This window comes from Sulfitobacter sp. UBA4523, assembly GCF_002388305.1.
In the GTDB taxonomy this organism is placed as follows: domain Bacteria; phylum Pseudomonadota; class Alphaproteobacteria; order Rhodobacterales; family Rhodobacteraceae; genus Sulfitobacter; species Sulfitobacter pontiacus.
In genome coordinates this window covers 1-16,835 of the sequence record NZ_DGMH01000071.1, presented here as the reverse complement: position 1 = coordinate 16,835, position 16,835 = coordinate 1, and the positions used below count along the sequence as shown (strand labels likewise).

Annotated in this window: 14 protein-coding genes; 9 read left to right on the top strand and 5 right to left on the bottom strand. The window is 62.6% G+C overall.

The window, feature by feature from the left end:
* From B3849_RS17045 to B3849_RS17035, 3 genes are all read left to right on the top strand, one after another.
* The coding region (locus B3849_RS17045) for a Fe-Mn family superoxide dismutase (RefSeq protein WP_286780464.1) at nucleotides 1–105 on the top strand (105 nt) is incomplete at its 5' end.
* 153 nt (nucleotides 106–258) lie between these two features.
* On the top strand, nucleotides 259–468 hold the full coding sequence (locus tag B3849_RS17040) for a hypothetical protein (RefSeq protein WP_005852612.1): 210 nt from the start codon (nucleotides 259–261) through the stop codon (nucleotides 466–468).
* Entirely contained in the window at nucleotides 465–920 is a 456-nt protein-coding gene (locus tag B3849_RS17035) for a host attachment family protein (protein ID WP_132996817.1), read from the top strand. Before B3849_RS17040 ends, B3849_RS17035 begins: the two co-directional genes overlap by 4 nt.
* Nucleotides 921–1,182: 262 nt before the next feature.
* Here B3849_RS17035 and B3849_RS17030 read toward each other — a convergent pair whose 3' ends face one another.
* The gene (locus tag B3849_RS17030; RefSeq protein WP_005852616.1) at nucleotides 1,183–1,737 is read right to left on the bottom strand and encodes a TIGR00730 family Rossman fold protein; all 555 of its coding nucleotides are present in this window, start codon (nucleotides 1,735–1,737) and stop codon (nucleotides 1,183–1,185) included.
* A 66-nt stretch (nucleotides 1,738–1,803) separates the two neighbouring features.
* Between B3849_RS17030 and B3849_RS17025 the strand changes: the two genes are divergently transcribed.
* Together B3849_RS17025 and B3849_RS17020 are read left to right on the top strand one after the other, a co-directional pair.
* Nucleotides 1,804–3,108 carry a LysM peptidoglycan-binding domain-containing protein gene (locus B3849_RS17025; RefSeq protein WP_278425873.1) on the top strand — a complete coding sequence of 435 codons (1,305 nt, stop codon included), beginning with the start codon at nucleotides 1,804–1,806 and terminating at the stop codon, nucleotides 3,106–3,108.
* Between the two features lie 144 nt (nucleotides 3,109–3,252).
* Nucleotides 3,253–5,052 carry an ABCB family ABC transporter ATP-binding protein/permease gene (locus B3849_RS17020; RefSeq protein WP_278425893.1) on the top strand — a complete coding sequence of 600 codons (1,800 nt, stop codon included), beginning with the start codon at nucleotides 3,253–3,255 and terminating at the stop codon, nucleotides 5,050–5,052.
* Nucleotides 5,053–5,084: 32 nt separating this feature from the next.
* On the opposite strand, the gene B3849_RS17015 is transcribed toward B3849_RS17020, so the two are convergent.
* The gene (locus B3849_RS17015; protein ID WP_278425874.1) at nucleotides 5,085–5,543 is read right to left on the bottom strand and encodes a DUF302 domain-containing protein; all 459 of its coding nucleotides are present in this window, start codon (nucleotides 5,541–5,543) and stop codon (nucleotides 5,085–5,087) included.
* A gap of 247 nt (nucleotides 5,544–5,790) precedes the next feature.
* Here B3849_RS17015 and B3849_RS17010 point away from each other — a divergent pair, with 247 nt between their 5' ends.
* A complete protein-coding gene (locus B3849_RS17010; protein ID WP_286780462.1) occupies nucleotides 5,791–7,005 on the top strand; it encodes a multidrug effflux MFS transporter in 1,215 nt (404 codons plus the stop codon).
* A 3-nt stretch (nucleotides 7,006–7,008) separates the two neighbouring features.
* On the opposite strand, the gene B3849_RS17005 is transcribed toward B3849_RS17010, so the two are convergent.
* Together B3849_RS17005 and B3849_RS17000 are read right to left on the bottom strand one after the other, a co-directional pair.
* Nucleotides 7,009–10,851 carry an efflux RND transporter permease subunit gene (locus B3849_RS17005; RefSeq protein WP_278425876.1) on the bottom strand — a complete coding sequence of 1,281 codons (3,843 nt, stop codon included), beginning with the start codon at nucleotides 10,849–10,851 and terminating at the stop codon, nucleotides 7,009–7,011.
* A complete protein-coding gene (locus B3849_RS17000; RefSeq protein WP_286780461.1) occupies nucleotides 10,848–12,098 on the bottom strand; it encodes an efflux RND transporter periplasmic adaptor subunit in 1,251 nt (416 codons plus the stop codon). Before B3849_RS17000 ends, B3849_RS17005 begins: the two co-directional genes overlap by 4 nt.
* Nucleotides 12,099–12,326: 228 nt before the next feature.
* Between B3849_RS17000 and B3849_RS16995 the strand changes: the two genes are divergently transcribed.
* Genes B3849_RS16995 through der form a run of 3 tightly spaced genes read left to right on the top strand, consistent with a single transcriptional unit; the run spans nucleotide 12,327 to nucleotide 16,000 of the window.
* Nucleotides 12,327–13,040, top strand: a complete 714-nt coding sequence (locus B3849_RS16995; protein ID WP_005852627.1) for a tetratricopeptide repeat protein — start codon at nucleotides 12,327–12,329, stop codon at nucleotides 13,038–13,040.
* A gap of 54 nt (nucleotides 13,041–13,094) precedes the next feature.
* Complete coding sequence (locus B3849_RS16990) at nucleotides 13,095–14,474, top strand: PQQ-like beta-propeller repeat protein (RefSeq protein ID WP_005852629.1); 1,380 nt, start codon at nucleotides 13,095–13,097, stop codon at nucleotides 14,472–14,474.
* Between the two features lie 50 nt (nucleotides 14,475–14,524).
* Nucleotides 14,525–16,000, top strand: a complete 1,476-nt coding sequence (gene der / locus B3849_RS16985) for a ribosome biogenesis GTPase Der (protein WP_278425878.1) — start codon at nucleotides 14,525–14,527, stop codon at nucleotides 15,998–16,000.
* A 50-nt stretch (nucleotides 16,001–16,050) separates the two neighbouring features.
* Here the strand turns inward: der and B3849_RS16980 are convergent, their stop codons facing one another.
* Nucleotides 16,051–16,758, bottom strand: a complete 708-nt coding sequence (locus tag B3849_RS16980) for a tryptophan-rich sensory protein (RefSeq protein ID WP_278425879.1) — start codon at nucleotides 16,756–16,758, stop codon at nucleotides 16,051–16,053.
* Between the last annotated feature and the right edge of the window lie 77 nt (nucleotides 16,759–16,835).

Here is a 16,835-nt window from a genome sequence, read left to right as displayed (position 1 = left end):
TGGGAACACTCCTACTACATCGATTTCCGCAACGCGCGCCCCGACTACCTGTCGAACTTCCTCGACAATCTGGTCAACTGGGACAACGTCGCATCGCGCATGTAATCGCGATATGATGGGTTAAGGCATCACGCCAACTTGTTGATATACTTATATGAAAGGCCCTGCAGCATTCCGCTGTGGGGCCTTTTCTTGTGGAACCACGGGCGTGACTGGGACGTTTTACCTGTGAACCCACAAGATGAGAAGGAGACCACGATGGCAGAGCGTCACAGATCGAAGGACGGCGTCAAGGAAACCGACAAATACATCAGCGAAGCCGATGATATTGACCATCAGGGCCGCTCGGGTGGCGGGCTGCAACGCGATGTCGGCACACAAGACGAAGAGAAACAGGTGGTCGACAAACCCGGCGCTGACACCCGCGTCACTGGCGAAGACAAACGCAACCACGGAGAAGACGCATGACCAAGATTGAAAATGGCACCTGGGTGCTGATCGCAGATGGTGAAAAAGCGCTGTTCATGGTGAATGAAACCGACGGAGAGGATCCGTTCTTGCAGGTCTTCCGCGAGGAAGAGCAGGAAAACCCGCCGAACCGCGATCAAGCCGCCAATCGTCGTGGACGCTTCAACGATGGCCCGTCTGTGCACCGCTCGGCTGTGGACGACACCGACTGGCACCAACTGTCCAAGGACCGCTTTGCCAGCGAGCTGGCGGATATCCTGTACAAACAGGCGCATAAGGGCAGGTTTGACAAGATCATTCTGGTCGCACCGCCGAACACTCTGGGCGAGTTGCGTCACGAGATGCACAAAGAGGTCGCGGACAAAGTCGTGGGCGAAATCCCCAAGACGCTGACGAACCACCCCATCGAAGAGATCGAGAATATCGTGAAATCGACGCTTGAAACAGCGTGAGGATGTGGCCGCATAGCAACAGTAGAATTCTGGCTATGCGGCCGGATCGATAGGACTTCGGGTTGCCGCAGGGCGGTGATTTGAAAGGGCATCCAGACGTGGGTGCCCTTTGCTGTATCGCGCGTGCTAGCGGCGAACAGGGAGTATGGCGTTGGCCGATTTCGCTTACCGCCTATAGCACTCCTGATCCGGCTTCGCCGCCGATCAACCCGTTGCCGCGCAGGCGCTTCCTCCACAACCGCGCGAGCTGCCGCGCTGACCTCTACGCGGTCAGGCTGCGGCGCAGAACGTCCAGCGCGCCATCAACGTCATCTACCGTATCCACATAGCCAAGCAGGCTTTCTTCGGCAAAGCCGCGGGCGACGACATGATCCAGAAGCGCGGTTAGAGGATCCCAGTAACCATTTGTATTCAATAGGATTACCGGCTTCTGATGTAGCCCCAACTGGCGCCAGGTCAGCACTTCGAACAGCTCGTCCAGTGATCCGGCACCGCCGGGCAGGACCACTACGGCATCGCAATTCATGAACATCACCTTTTTGCGTTCATGCATGGTTTCGGTCACGACATAGGTGGTCAGATCGGTCTTGCCGACCTCCCATTTCACCAGATGATCGGGGATCACGCCAAAGGTCGTGCCGCCCGCCGTTTGCGCCGCGCGTGCAACGGTGCCCATCAGCCCCACGTCCCCCGCGCCATAGACCAGCCGCCAGTCGTTCTGGGCCAAAGCGCGCCCCAAAGCGTCGGCTTGTGCGGTATATTCGGGGTCATCACCGGGGCGCGAGCCGCAGTAAACACATACGGATTTCTGGATCATAAACGGGGGTCCTTTTTGCGAATATGCACATGGCATGCAGCTGCATTTTGACCCGTGATAGCCTGCTTGGTACAAGTCCTCAATGTGGGGAAGTTCAAAGGGATGAACGGGATGTCGGTGTTTCAAACGCGGGGTGCTCAGTTTGCGGGCGCCGCGCTGGTCGTGGCGGTTGCCGTTGCGGGATATATCTGGTCGCAAGATGCGGGTCCCGTCGTGCCGGATACGGCGAAAGACACCGCGGCCCAGCCGAAACCCGCGGCCCAGCCCTCCGCGCAGACCGCTACCGCACCCCAAGACACCAAGGCCGCCGCCACCGTTCCCCCTGCGCCGCAAACGCCTGATCCTGCCGCATCGCCCGCCACCCCCAGCTTTGACGAGGTGCGCCGCGAGGGGGACGGGATGACCGTGATCGCAGGCCGTGCAGCACCAGGGGCCCGCGTCAGCGTCATCAGCAACGGGGCAGAGGTCGCCAGCGCGCAGGCCGACCGCTCTGGCAAATTCGCCACGCTTGCCATCTTGCCGCCCGATGGTAGCGGCAAGATCCTGAGCCTGAGCGCGGATGCCGAAACAGGCCCCGTCGCCTCGATCGAGGAAGTCATCTTGGCCCCGATCACCGCACCTGCGGTGGCGCAGGTGGCACTGGCGGATACATCAGACGTATCCATAGACACCACATCAGTTGCCACGCCAGAGACCACGCCCGACGACACGGCCCCTGAAACGGCCTCCGCTCCGGTCGGGGAACCGCTGGGGGAAGCCCCCGATGACAGCGCCCCCGAAATGACCGAGGTCGCCGCCGTGACGCCGCAGCCCGATCCCGCGCCCCCGTCTGCTGATACCCCCGTCGCCCTGTTGAAATCCGACGCCGACGGTGTGGAATTACTGCCCGACACCGCGCCCGAGGTGACCGACCGCATCGCGCTCGACACGATCACCTATTCCGATGAGGGTGAGGTCCGGCTGGCGGGGCGCGCACAGGCGCAGGCGTCGTCCGTGCGGGTCTATCTGGACAACCGCAGCGTCGGCGCGCTTGAGGTGGACCCCCAAGGCCGTTGGCGCGGCGATATCGAGGATATCCAGACCGGTATCTATACCCTGCGCGTGGATGAGCTGGATCAGGGCGGCGACGTGATCAGCCGCGTGGAAACCCCCTTTAAACGTGAATCCCCCGAGGTGCTGGCCCGTGCCACCGCAGACAACGACGGCCCGATCAAGGCGGTGACCGTGCAGGAAGGGGCCACGCTTTGGGCCATCGCCCGCGAACGCTATGGTGACCCGACGCTCTATGTGCGCGTCTTTGCCGCCAACCGCTCATCAATCCGCGATCCCGATCTGATCTACCCCGGTCAGGTCTTTGATCTGCCCGATTGACGAGCGGCTATGCAGACAGATGAAACTGCTGCACTGGCATGATCCGGCTGACGGCCCTATGTAAGGGGCAACCACACAGGATCGTTCATGTCAGCCGATAGCCCGCGCACTGCCAGCCAGCCCAAACCCGCCACCCAATATCCCATGACAGAAGAGGAGATCGCCCAAGCTGCAGAGCGGCAGTCGAACCTGCTTGTCTTGCGCAAAGTGGCTCCGTACCTCTGGCCCGACGATATGCCCTGGGTCAAGAAACGCGTGGTCTGGGCGCTGATCTTCTTGGTGGTGTCCAAGCTGATTTCTGTTGTTATTCCAGTGCTTTACAAAGACGCGGTGGATGCTCTTGCGAATGAGGGCGTGCCGTTTCTGGCGCTTGGCGCGGTGGGGCTGACGATCGCCTATGGTATGGCCCGCGCGATGAACGTGGGCTTTCAACAGCTGCGCGACGCGGTCTTTGCCCGTGTCGGCCAGCGCGCCCTGCGGATGCTTGCGCTGGAAACCTTCGAGCATATTCACAAGCTGTCGATGCGCTATCACATCACGCGCAAGACCGGCGGGCTGAGCCGGATCATCGAACGCGGGGTCAAGGGGGTCGAATTCCTGCTCCGCTTCCTGCTTTTCTCGATTGGGCCGCTGATTCTGGAGCTGCTGCTGGTCGGCATCATCCTGACCGTGCTGTTTGACGCGTGGTATCTACTGATCGTGACGGTCACCATCGGGCTTTACGTTTGGTTTACCTTCGCGGTGACCGAGTGGCGCGTGAAGCTGCGCCGCCAGATGAACGACCGCGACACAGATGCCAATCAAAAGGCCATCGACAGTCTGCTGAACTATGAAACCGTCAAGTATTTCGTCGCCGAACAGCGCGAGGCGCAGCGCTACGACGCGGCGATGGCGGGCTATGAAGAGGCGGCGATCAAGACGAACTACTCCCTTGCCTTCCTGAACTTCGGCCAGTCGTTGCTGATCACCTGCGGGTTGGTCGGCGTGATGATCCTGGCCGCCATCGGGGTGCAGAACGGTGATCTCACCGTGGGGGATTTCGTTATGGTCAACGCCTATATGGTGCAGTTGACCGTGCCGCTGAACTTCCTTGGCACCGTCTATCGCGAAATCCGTCAGGCGCTGGTCGATATGGGGCAGATGTTCACGCTGCTTGATCAACCGGCCGAAATCTCGGACAAGCCTGACGCCCCTGCGCTGCAAGTTTTCGGCGGGCGTGTCACGCTGGACAACGTGCGCTTTGGCTATGACGACGACCGAGAGATCCTCAAGGGCGTGTCGATCGAAGCCGCCCCGGGAGAGATGGTGGCGATTGTCGGCTCTACCGGATCGGGGAAATCCACCATCGGGCGTTTGCTGTTCCGCTTCTACGATGTGCAAGGCGGTGCCGTGCGTGTGGACGGGCAAGATGTGCGCGATGTGACCCAAGACAGCCTGCACCGCGCGATTGGCGTGGTGCCTCAGGATACCGTGCTGTTCAACGATACCATCGGCTATAACATCGCCTATGGCCGCGATAACGCCACGCAAGAAGACATCGAGGCCGCGGCGAAATCGGCGCAGATCCACGACTTTATCCAGCGTTTGCCCCACGGGTATGAAACCGCTGTGGGCGAACGCGGGCTGAAACTGTCGGGGGGGGAAAAGCAGCGTGTCGGTATCGCGCGGACCCTGCTGAAAAACCCGCCGATCCTGCTGCTCGACGAAGCAACAAGCGCGCTGGACAGCGAGACGGAGCACGAGATTCAGGATGCCCTGCGTCAGGCGGGCAAGGGGCGCACGGTGCTGACCATCGCGCACCGCCTGTCCACCGTGGCCGAGGCCGACCGTATCGTCGTGCTGGAACAGGGCGAGGTGGTCGAGCAGGGCACCCATGACGATCTGCTGGCACGCAACGGGCGCTATGCGCAACTGTGGCAACGCCAGCAATCCGAGGGCGAATAGCTGGCGTCACAAAGGTTTGGTCGGCGCGGGGGTTATTCCTCCGCGATGGCCTTGTCGGTGAGCTTGTCCAGCGCGCCGGTCATTTTGGTCAGATATTCCGCGTCATCGGGCAACCCGTGGTCTGCGGCCAATGTGGCGGGGTCGTGGTAGCTGACATGCACCATACCGCTGTCATCGGCATAGGCCAGCACGCGCATGGGCAGGTCTAGACCAGCGGTCTGACCGTCCAGCATCGCAGGCGTGCCCAGCTTTGGGTTGCCAAAGATCAGCAATGTGGTCGGGCGCAGCTCCATATCCACTTTGGTCGCCCCTTCGGCGTGGTCCACGCGGGCAAAGACCGTGGCACCGGCTTCGGTCACGGCAGCTTCCAGACGGTCGATTGTGTCGGGGACGGAATGGGGGCTCATCTTGGTGATGATGTCGGCGGCGGCGGGCAGGGCGGCCAGCGTCGTCAGGGCGAGCGTTGTCGCGGCGAGTGTCTTGCGGATCATGAGGTCTCTCCTTCGGTTTGCGCGGCCCGTAGGCCACGGCTTCCCTCTGGAACCTAGTACGTCTTGCCCCACGAACGAGCAAAATTCGATCAACAAGCAGTGAATTGCCGGTATATGCATACAAACAACATGGTGCATTCTTGCCGTCGGGGGCATATGTGCTAGCTCAGCGCTGGCCGAGCGCCACGACGCGCGGCATCCCCACAGCCTTGCCCATAAATTTGAAGGACTACCCATGCCTGCCGGAATGTTCCGTACCGCCCTTATTCTTGGCTCTATCTGTGTGACAGGTCCTTTTGCCATCGACATGTATCTGCCCGCCTTGCCCGCGATCGAAGAGGCGCTGGATGTCTCTGTCTCGGCGGCCCAGATCACGCTGGTCGCCTATTTCCTCGCCTACGGCGTGTCGCAGTTGGTCTATGGGCCGCTGTCCGACCAGATCGGGCGCAAAAAGACCCTTGCCATCGGGATGAGCATTTTCTGCGTCGGCGCGGTGATCTGTGCTGTCGCCCCCGACATCGAGACGCTGGTGCTGGGGCGTCTGGTGCAGGGCATCGGCGGGGCGACGGTGATGGTCATTCCCCGTGCCATTGTGCGCGATATGTACACCGGTGCGCAGGCGACGCGGTTGATGTCGTCGATCATGCTGGTGATCTCGGTCTCGCCCATGCTGGCCCCCTTGGCGGGCAGCGCGGTGGTGAGTTTCGGCAGCTGGCGCGAGATTTTCCTCGCCCTTGCGATCCTTGCGGCGGCGACGTTGACGATGGCGCAAATCGCGCTGCCCGAGACGCTGACCGCAGACAAACGCCGCAAGGTCAATCTGCGCGAGCTGTCGCGCAGCTGTGGTATCCTGTTCCGCGATCCTGTGTTCGTCGGCCTGACCTTTATTGCGGGTTTCGGCATGGCGAGCTTCTTCTTGTTCATCTCCAGCGCGTCCTTCGTCTACACTGGTCAATTCGGGCTGACCCCGACCGAGTTCTCGCTGGCCTTCGCCTTTAACGCGGTGGGGTTCTTTATCGCCACACAGGCGGCGGGGCGTCTGGCGGATATGTGGGGGCTTGCCACGCTGATCGGGCGCGGTGTCACCGGCTTTGCCGTCTGCTCTGTGCTGTTGACGGGCGTTGTGCTGGCCGGTTTCGGCACGCTTCCGGTGCTGTTGATCGGGCTGTTTCTGGCCTATTCCTTTCTGGGGGTCGTTGTGCCTTCGGCGATGGTCGCGGCCCTTGATGCGCATGGGCGGCGCGCGGGTATGGCGTCCTCGCTCAGCGGAAGCCTGACAATGCTGACGGGGGCCTTTTGCATCGCTGCGACGACGCCGTTCTTTGACGGCACCGCTGTGCCCATGGTGGTGAGCATCGCGCTGTGTGGTGTGGCCGCATTGGGGCTGGTGATCTTTACCATGCCCAAGCTGCGCCAGCAGCAGGATGCCGCGGCGGCCGACCAGATGCCCGCCGCGGCCTAAAGGTCATTCCGCCGGTGGGGTATGGGCCGGCGGTCCGGTGTCCTCCCACTGGATCACGGTTGTTTGCAGCCTGCGAGCGTCGCGCGCCAGCGCCCAGTCCTGCGCGGATTTGCTGGCGCGCCCCAGTGACATCTTGGCCAGCAGCCGCGCGATCCAGCGGGCATAGGTGGTGGCCCACACGCGGATCGCCAGCATGGACGGGGTGACCAGCAGCGTCAGCACCGTCGCGATGCCCAGACCAAAGACCACCGCCGTTGCCAGCTGTTTCCACCACAGCGCCGTGGGGCTGTCGATGGTGTAGCCGCCATTGGCAAAGTCGAGGCTCAGCCCGAACATCATCGGCGCAAGCCCAGCCATCGTGGTGATGGTGGTCAGCAGAACGGGGCGGATACGGGCCTGCGCCGTGCGAATGATCGCCTCGATCCGCGGCATGTACTGGCTGAACTCCTGATAGGTATCGATCAGGATGATGTTATTGTTCACCACAATCCCCGCCAGCGCCACGATCCCCGTGCCCGTCATGATGATCGAAAACGTCTGATCCATCACCAACATGCCAATCAACACGCCCGTGGTCGATAGCACCACCGCCAGCAGTACCAGCACCGAGTTGTAGATGCTGTTGAACTGCGCCAGCAGGATGATGAACATCAACCCCAGTGCCGCGGTAAAGGCCGAGGACAAGAACGCCTGACTTTCGGCCTGATCCTCTTGGTCGCCGGTCCATTCATAGCTGACGCCCGCGGGCAGGGGCCGGGTTTCCAGCCATTTGGTCAGCTCCGCAATCCGTTCGTTGGCATTGATCGGGATCATGCGGAGGGTGCCATTGTCCAGCTCTTGTTGCAGATCGACGCCTTGGGCGGCATTGGTCCGGTTGGTGATCTTGAAGGCCGCGCCCTCGGGCCCCGTGATATCGCCCGCGTCCCCCGCAGGGCGCATCGTAGCGAGGGTGATTGTCGTCTCGCCCGCCTGTGCCGTGCCCGTCTGTGCCGTGCCCGTTTGCGCGGTGCCTTGGGAGGCATCCACCGTGCGCACCAGTTTGACCAGCCCGGGGAAGACATCGGCCTTCACATCAAGATAGCGTTTCTGGTCGATCCGGTTGATCTCTGCCAGCTTGGGCACGGGGGTGCGGGTGATGAAGTTCGACAGCGGCACCAGCCCATCCACGGTGCGCACCTTCAGCGTGTCCAGCGTGCTGAGCACACGGTCTTCTTGCGGCAGGCGCACCCTGATCTCGATCTCTTCGTCCGAACTGTCGACCCGCATCGTGTCCAGCAGCAGCCCGCGGGTGACCAGCTGTACCATCGCGCCGACGGTGACCACATCAGCCCCGTATTGCCCCGCCTTGGCGACATCTACGTCGATCTGCCAGTCGATGCCGGGCAGGGGGCGGGTGTCTTCGATCAGGGTCAGGCCGGGGGTTTTCTCGAAGGTGTCACGGGCCTGTGCCGTGGCGGCGATCAGGTCAGTGAAACTGTCGGATTTCAGACGCAGGTGCACCGGCTTGCCCGACGCAGGGCCGCGCGCCTGTGCAAGGATTTCGATCTTGATGCCGGGGATCGCGCTCAGCGCTTCGGTGAGCTCTGCGATCACGATGTCGCCGTCGAGTTCCGGGCGCAGGGCGCGGTCTTCCCACGGGATGGTTTCAAGCTGCACCTGACCGATGCTGTCCTTGGGGGCCTGCGCCCCGCCGGTATTGCTGTCGAGCCCGCCCTCACCAGCAAAGGCAAAGGCGGTAGAGACACCGGGATGCGCCAGCACGATCGTCTCCGCCTGCTGCATGATCGCGTCTTTTTCCGCCAGCGACAGGTTGCCCCGGGCCAGCACATAGACGATCGCCTGCTCGGGCTCGGATTCGACAAAGAATTCCACGCCTTTGCTGTTGTTGCCAAAGAAGATCATCGTGGTGCCGACAAAGACAAAGACGACCCCGGCGACCACCAGCGGCATCACCGGATTGCCCGCGATAAAGGCAATGAGCCGCCCGAAGGCTGATCGACGGTAGCCGGCCTTGATCACGGTGGGCTCTTTGCGGAACAGCCGCGATGTGACCCAGCGGCCCCCGCGGCCCATGCGGGTGAACAGCGCGAAAAAGCTGGTCAGCCCCAAAAGCACGCCCGATATCGCCACCGCCACCAGCGCGCAGAGTACTGCGATGCAGATAAAGACCACGGCAAAGACCGGAATGACCGAGCCAAGGATATCCAGCCCGTCCATGCCCGCGAACTGCGCCGAGATCACGGCAAACAGCGGCTGCATCAGCGCCAGCGGCAGGGCGATCATCGCGGCGACAATGGGAAACAGCAGCAGATGCAGATAGAACCGCAGCTTGGCGATGGCAGTCATATTCTGTGCCATCCAGCGTTCCAGCCGTCCGGTGACGCCGCCCATGACGGGTAGATAGATCAGCGCCACCACCAGCGAGGCGGAGAGCACAAAGATCAGCGTGACCGGCAACATGCCCATGAACTCCCCCGGGACGCCGGGCCAGAACAACATGGGCAGGAAGGCGCAAAGGGTGGTCGCGGTGGACGAGATGATGGGCCAGAACATGCGTTTGGCGGCCTCGACATAGGCGGCCATGGGGCCTTCGCCCTGTTGCTGGCGCGCGTCGGCATATTCCACCACAACAATCGCGCCATCCACCAGCATCCCCACCGCAAGGATCAGCCCGAACATCACGATGTTCGAGATGGAGATCCCCATCAGCGCGAGAAAGGCAAAACACAGCAGGAACGACGTGGGAATCGCAAAGCCCACCAGCAGGGCCGCACGGATACCCAAGGCGGCGAGCACCACGATCATCACCAGCGCGATCGCGGTAAAGACCGACCCCAGAAGCTGCTGCACCATACTGTCGACGATGCGGCTCTGGTCGTTCGAGGTGCCAAGCGTGACAGCGGCTTTCAGCCCCTCTGGCCAGGCGGCGCTTTGGGCGGCGACGATCTCTTTCACCTGGGTGGAGGTGTCGATCAGGTTATAGCCCTTGCGTTTGACCACCTGCAGCGCCAGCGTCTTTTCCCCGTTGAACCGCGCGGTGCCTTCTCGGTCTTCAAAGGTCAGGTTGATGGTCGCCAGATCGCCCAATGTCACCACGCGGTCGCCGTTGGTCTTGACCGGCAGCGCATAGACATCGCGCGGTTCATCAAAGGAGGACGGGATCTTGACCGAGAAACTGCCCTGATCCGATTGCACTTCGCCCGCGGCAATCAGCTGGTTGTTATTCTGCACCACATTGATCAGCTCGCCCGCGGTCACGTCATAGGCTTCCAGCCGCAACGGATCGATCAGCACTTCAAGCATCTCGTCACGGTCGCCCGCCAACCCTGCTTCAAGCACCGCATCCACGCCTTCCAGTGCGTCTTGCAGATCACGCGCAACGCGGGCCATGGTCCGTTCGGGCACGGGGCCGGTGAGGTTGACGATGATGATGGGGAATTCGGAAAAGTTGATCTCTGTGATCGAATATTTCTCGTAACCTTCGGGGAATTTGGATTCCGCCGTGCTCATCGCGTCGCGCACGTCGGCCATGATCTTGGACTTGTCCCAGCCGAATTCGAATTCCAGCGCGACACCGGCGTAGTTTTCGGCGGCGGTGCCGGTCATGGTCTTCAGGCCGTCCAGATCGGAAAGCTCTGTCTCCATCGGTTTGACCAGCAGGGTTTCGCTATCCGCGGCAGAGATGCCCGGAAACTGGACCGAGACGAAAAGCGCCGGGATCTCGATGTCAGGCTCGCCCTCTTTGGGCAGGGTGGAATAGGCATAGCCCCCCACCACGAGGCTCAGCAGGATAAACGCCATGACCATACGGGCACGGCCCGCGGCCCAATCGACCATGCCGCTCATTCCGGGGCCTCGTCGCGGAAGGTCGGGGTCACGGTCACGCCAGCGGTGACATATTCCTGCCCCAGAACGATGACATTCGCCTGTTCAGGCAGGCCGGTGACCCAGATGCCTTCGGGCGTGTCGCGCACAAGTGTGACTGCGGCGAAATCAACGGTATTCTCGGCGTCGATCAGACGCACGCCAAGGGTGCCGTCATCATTCAGCGTCAGGGCCGATTGCGGCAGCAGATGCGCCTCGACCCCGGCCGAGGCGATGGCGATTTCGGCGGTCTGGCCGTCGCGGATGCTCAGATCGGGGTTGGGCACCTCGATTTCCACCTGAAAGGTGCGTGTCGTCGGATCGGAGGCGCGCGAGATAAAGGTGACGGTGCCTGCGATCTCGCGGTCGCCCGCGGCCAGCCGCGCCTGTGCCTGCGCGCCAAGGCTGACGCGGTCAACCTCGGTCTCTGGCACAAAGCCCACCAGTTTGATCGGGTCAAGCTGGATCACCTGCGCACAAAGCGATCCGGTTTGCAGCAGGCTGCCAAGCTCTGCGGTGTCGCTTTCCAGCAGCCCTTCGAACGGCGCGGTGAGGGTCAGCCGGTCAATCTCGGCCTGTGTGCTGGCAACGGCGGCCTCCGCAGCCTCAATGCCGGAATGTGCCGCATTCAGCCCCGCCTCGGCGGAGCTGAGTGCGGCGCGCGCGGCGGCGACAGCTGCTTCGGCGGTGGCCAGCGTGGTCTGCGACGAAAACCCGCCTTCGCCCAGTTTTTGTGCCGCGTTCAGCTTGATCAGGGTTTCATCCAGACGGGCCTGCGCCTCGGCCACGCGGGCCTGTGCCTCCGGGACGCGGGATTGTGCTTCGTTGCGGCGGGCCTGCGCCTCTGCCTGTTGCGCGCCACGGGTACCGGGGTCCAGCTCGCACAGCACATCGCCCGCGTTCACGGTCGCGCCCTTGCGCAGCGGGGCCGATACCACAACGGCAGAGGTTTCCGCCTTGACCGCCACCTGCCGCGCCGCCGTGGTCTGACCGCGCACGATCACAGCAGAGGCGAGCGGTGCGGCCGCGCTGCGCTGCACCACGACCTTCACCCGCGCGGGCTCTGCCACATCGGAGGGGGACGCGGTATCGGCGCTGTCGGCATCCACCGCAGGCGCCGGAGGTTGCGCGGCCCCCTGTGCCAGCCCCAACAGGGCGTCGCGTTCGAAAATTGCCATATACATCAGGGCGGATACGGCGATGGCCGCCAGAAGGGGGAAGATGCGCATTCGGGCCTCGGTTCAGTAAACGCGGGCGTTGCGGCACCGCAGTATGTCGTATGCTATAGGGCCAAATGCTTAAGCGAATAAAACTGAACTGCATAGTTCACTATTGAAAAAACTTGCGACATGCGACCTTGTGAACAACGCGTGGGTCACTTGCTGTGCAGCCAAGCCCTTGGCAGCACAGCAGCCGCAGGTTAAGAGGGGCGTTAAATCAGGCGGGACGGGTACCACATGAGCGATACAGACAGTTTCATCGACGAAGTAAACGAAGAGGTCCGCCGCGACCGGTTCTACTTTATGCTCAAACGCTATGGCTGGATTGCGGTGCTGGCCGTGATCCTGCTGGTCGGTGGGGCCGCGTGGAACGAATACCAAAAAGCGCAGGCCCGCGCAGAGGCGGAAACCCTTGGCGACGCGATGTTTGCGGCGCTTTCCGCTGAAGATACCGCCGCCCGCGCTGCCGCCTTTGAAAAAATCGAGGCCACAAACCCCCGCGCCGGTGCCATGCTGGGCTTGCTGACCGCCGCCGAACAAGCCCAAGCAGGCGAGACCGACGCCGCCGTCGCCACCTTGAACGGCATCGGGCTGGATGCGGATGTGCCCGCGATCTACCGCGAAATCGCCCAGTTCAAGGCGATTACCCTGCAAGGATCGGATATGCCCGCCAATGAACGCCGTCTGGCGTTGGAAAATCTGGCGCAGCCCGGCAGCAGCCTGCGCTTGCTGGCGCAAGAACAACTGGCCATGATCGACATCGAAGAAGACGCCCCCGAGGCGGCGATCGAACGCTATCAGGGTATCCTGAACGACGCGGATGTGACCTCGGACTTGCAACAACGCGCCCTTCAGGTGATTGTCGCCTTGGGGGGGGATCCGCAAATGGGTACCGCAGCCCCCGCGCCGCAAACGGACACCGTGCCGGCGCTGGATGCAGACAATAACTAATCCTGCCTGAACCCTTCAGGTGACACGGAATTAAAGAGCAAAGCGAGCAGGGCCATGACCATTCTCCACAGCATCTCCTTGAAACCCACGTCGACGCGCCGTGCCTCACTTGGGATGGGGGCGGTGGTGGCATCGCTGCTGCTGTCGGCCTGCGCCGAACCAGAGGTGATCCTGCCCGGCGTGCGCGAGGATGTGCGATCGGTCCTGCAAGGCAGCGACGGCTTTGCGGCCCCCGCCGATGCGCCGGTGCCAGCCAATACAACACGCGCGATTTCGCTGCCCGCGGCGACCACAAACGCCAGCTGGTCGCAAAGCCCCGGCACGCCAAGCACCCGCGTCAGCCACCCCGCGCTTGGTGCAGCACCGCAGCTTGCGTGGTCCGCCTCTATCGGGAAGGGAGACAGCCGCAAGCAACGCATCACCGCGACGCCTGTCGTGTCTGGCGGGCGTGTGTTCACCATCGATTCCGGCGCGACGGTCACCGCGACCTCTGCCACATCGGGGGCCACACTATGGACCCGTGACCTGACGCCGCAAAGCGACGGGCAGGGGGATGCGACGGGCGGCGGCTTGGCCGTCGATGGCAACACAGTCTATGTTTCGCTCGGCTTCGGGTCGGTCACGGCGCTGGATGTCGACAGTGGCGGCACGCGCTGGACGCAGGATATCGACGGCACCGGATCGGGGGCCCCGACAGTCTTTGGCGATATGGTCTATTTCACCTCCGGCGACGATACCGGTTGGGCGCTGAACAAATCCAACGGCCGCGTGCAATGGCAGACCGGGTCGACCAGCAGCATCAACAATGTGCTTGGCGCACCGGCCCCCGCCGTGGGGTCGCAGATCGCCGTGCTGGCCTTTGGCTCGGGCGAGGTGCAAGGGCTCTTCCGTCAGGGCGGGCTGGATCGTTGGAACACGTCCGTCGTGGGCAAACGCCCGGGGCGCGCGTTGGCCAATATCTCTGACGTGACAAGCGCGCCGGTAATCTCTGGCGATACCGTTTACGTGGGCAACCAGTCGGGCCGTCTGGCGGCGCTGAGCCTTGGCGGCGGCGAACGCCAGTGGACCGCGCGCGAAGGCGCAATCGGCCCCGTCTGGCCCGCAGGCGACAGCGTCTTTGTCGTGACCGACCTGAACGAGCTGGTGCGTCTGGATGCCAGCACCGGCACCCGCATCTGGGGCACACCGCTGCCGAATTTCGTCAAGGACAAGCCCAAGCGCCAGTCCGAGGTCTTTGGCAACTACGGCCCCATCCTTGCCGGTGGCCGCGTGATCGTGGCCTCTAGCGATGGCACGCTGCGCAGCTTTGACCCCACCAATGGCGCGCTGGTTGCACAGGTGACGATCCCCGGCGGGGCGACCACTGCGCCGGTCGTGGCGGGGGGCGTTCTGTACGTCGTATCCGCGAAAGGGCAATTGCACGCTTTCCGTTAGGCCGCAAATAGGCTAAGCGGCGGGCTTGACCTAGTCTTCGGAGCCGTTCCATGTCTTTCACCCTCGCCATTGTGGGCCGTCCCAACGTCGGGAAATCCACGCTGTTCAACCGTCTGGTCGGTAAAAAGCTGGCGTTGGTCGATGATCAGCCCGGTGTGACGCGCGATCTGCGCGAAGGCGCGGCGCGGCTTGCCGACCTGCGATTCACTGTGGTGGATACCGCCGGACTTGAAGAAGTCACCGACGACAGTTTGCAGGGCCGGATGCGCCGCCTGACCGAACGTGCCGTGGATATGGCGGACATCTGCCTGTTCATGATCGACGCCCGCGTGGGTGTCACGCCGTCCGATCTGGTCTTTGCCGATATCCTGCGCAAGAAATCCGCCCATGTCATTCTGGCCGCCAACAAGGCAGAGGGCAAAGCCGCCGACGCCGGTGTGATCGAGGCCTACAGCCTTGGTCTTGGCGAACCGATCCGCCTGTCTGCCGAACACGGCGAGGGGCTGAACGATCTTTATACCCATCTGATGCCAATCGCCGACAGTTTCGCCGAGCGGGCGCAAACCGATGCGCCGGAAACAGATGTGGACCTGACCGAGGAAGAAGCCGAACTGGGCGACGAAGAGGCACCCGTGCCCGTCCCCACCAAGACCAAGCCCTTGCAGGTGGCCGTCGTAGGCCGTCCGAACGCGGGTAAATCCACCCTGATCAACCAGATCATGGGTGAGGATCGTCTGCTCACCGGACCGGAAGCGGGGATCACCCGTGATGCGATTTCGCTGCAAACCGACTGGTTCGACGTGCCCATGCGGATCTTTGACACCGCCGGGATGCGTAAACGCGCGAAGGTGCAGGAAAAGCTCGAAAAGCTGAGCGTCAGCGACGGGTTGCGCGCGGTGAAATTCGCCGAGGTTGTGGTGGTTCTGCTGGATGCGGATATCCCCTTTGAACAGCAAGACCTGCGCATCGCCGATCTGGCCGAACGCGAAGGCCGCGCCGTTGTGGTTGCGGTGAACAAATGGGATCTTGAGACGGACAAACAGGGCAAGTTGAAAGACCTGCGCGAAAGCTTTGAACGGCTTCTGCCGCAGCTCAAGGGCGCGCCTTTGGTGACCGTTTCGGCCAAGACCGGGCGCGGGATGGACCGCTTGCACAACGCGATCATGCGCGCCTATGAGGTCTGGAACCGCCGTGTCACCACCGCACAGCTGAACCGCTGGCTGTCTGGCATGATGGAGGCGCACCCGCCCCCCGCGCCGCAAGGCAAGCGTATCAAGCTGCGCTATATGACCCAAGCCAAGACCCGCCCGCCGGGGTTCGTGGTCATGTGTAGCCATCCCGATAAGGTGCCGGAAAGCTATAACCGCTATCTTGTCAACGGGTTACGGCTGGACTTTGACATGCCGGGCACGCCGATCCGCTTGTGGATGCGCGGCCAATCGGACGCCAACCCCTATAAGGGGCGCAAAAAAGCGAAGCCGTCGAAGCTGCGCAAACATACCGACGGGCACCGCAAGGACCGTTAGAAGTTACAAAAAATCGGGACCGGAGTTTACAAAACTCCGGTCCTTTGCGTTTAGCCGCGCCGCCATGACCGGTAGGTGGGCAGGATCAACGCAATGGCACCCCCCGCGGCCAGCGCCGCAACGGTCGGGGCTGTCGCGACATTCGCCACCACCACAGCGACCAGCGCCCAGATCACCCCGATCCCATAGGTCGGCGCGCGCATCAGCGACGATTGCACACCCGCTGCGATCACAATCGCCAGCCCGACAAAGACCAGCCCCGCGGTTGGCCCGCTCATCCAGCCATAGCCGGCCGCCAGCAGCCCCAAAGACACGCAGGAGGCCGCACTCAGCCAGCCCGCATAAAGCCCCACGGGCAGGGCGGCAAAGCCGCGATCCTCACGCGGGGCGCGGAACAACGCGTAAAGCGCCGACACCAGCATCACCCAGATCAGCACGGACGCCCAGATCGGGCTTGCCACGGCCACGGCAAGCCAGAAACAGCCCACAAACAGCGATAGCGCAAGCGGCAGACGCATGTCGTGCCAAAGGTAATCCGCGCGGCGTTTCCACAGGCCCCAGCCCATGCCGACGATCAGCCAGACATAGATCAGCCCCCAGATCGAGAACGCGTAGCCCGCAGGCTGCACCGGCGGGTTGTCTTGGGGAATGGGGAATTGGTCCGGCGAAAAGCCGTTGAAGCCGGAGACAAAAAAAGGCGACACGGCAAAGCCGATCGCCAGCAGAAAGGTCAGAAGGGCAATAAGGGAACGGGACATCGGGCTACCTTGCGAAAAGTGGTTCTCGCCTCAGATAGCCCGATGATCCCAGCGTTCAATCAGCTGAGCGTGCCGTC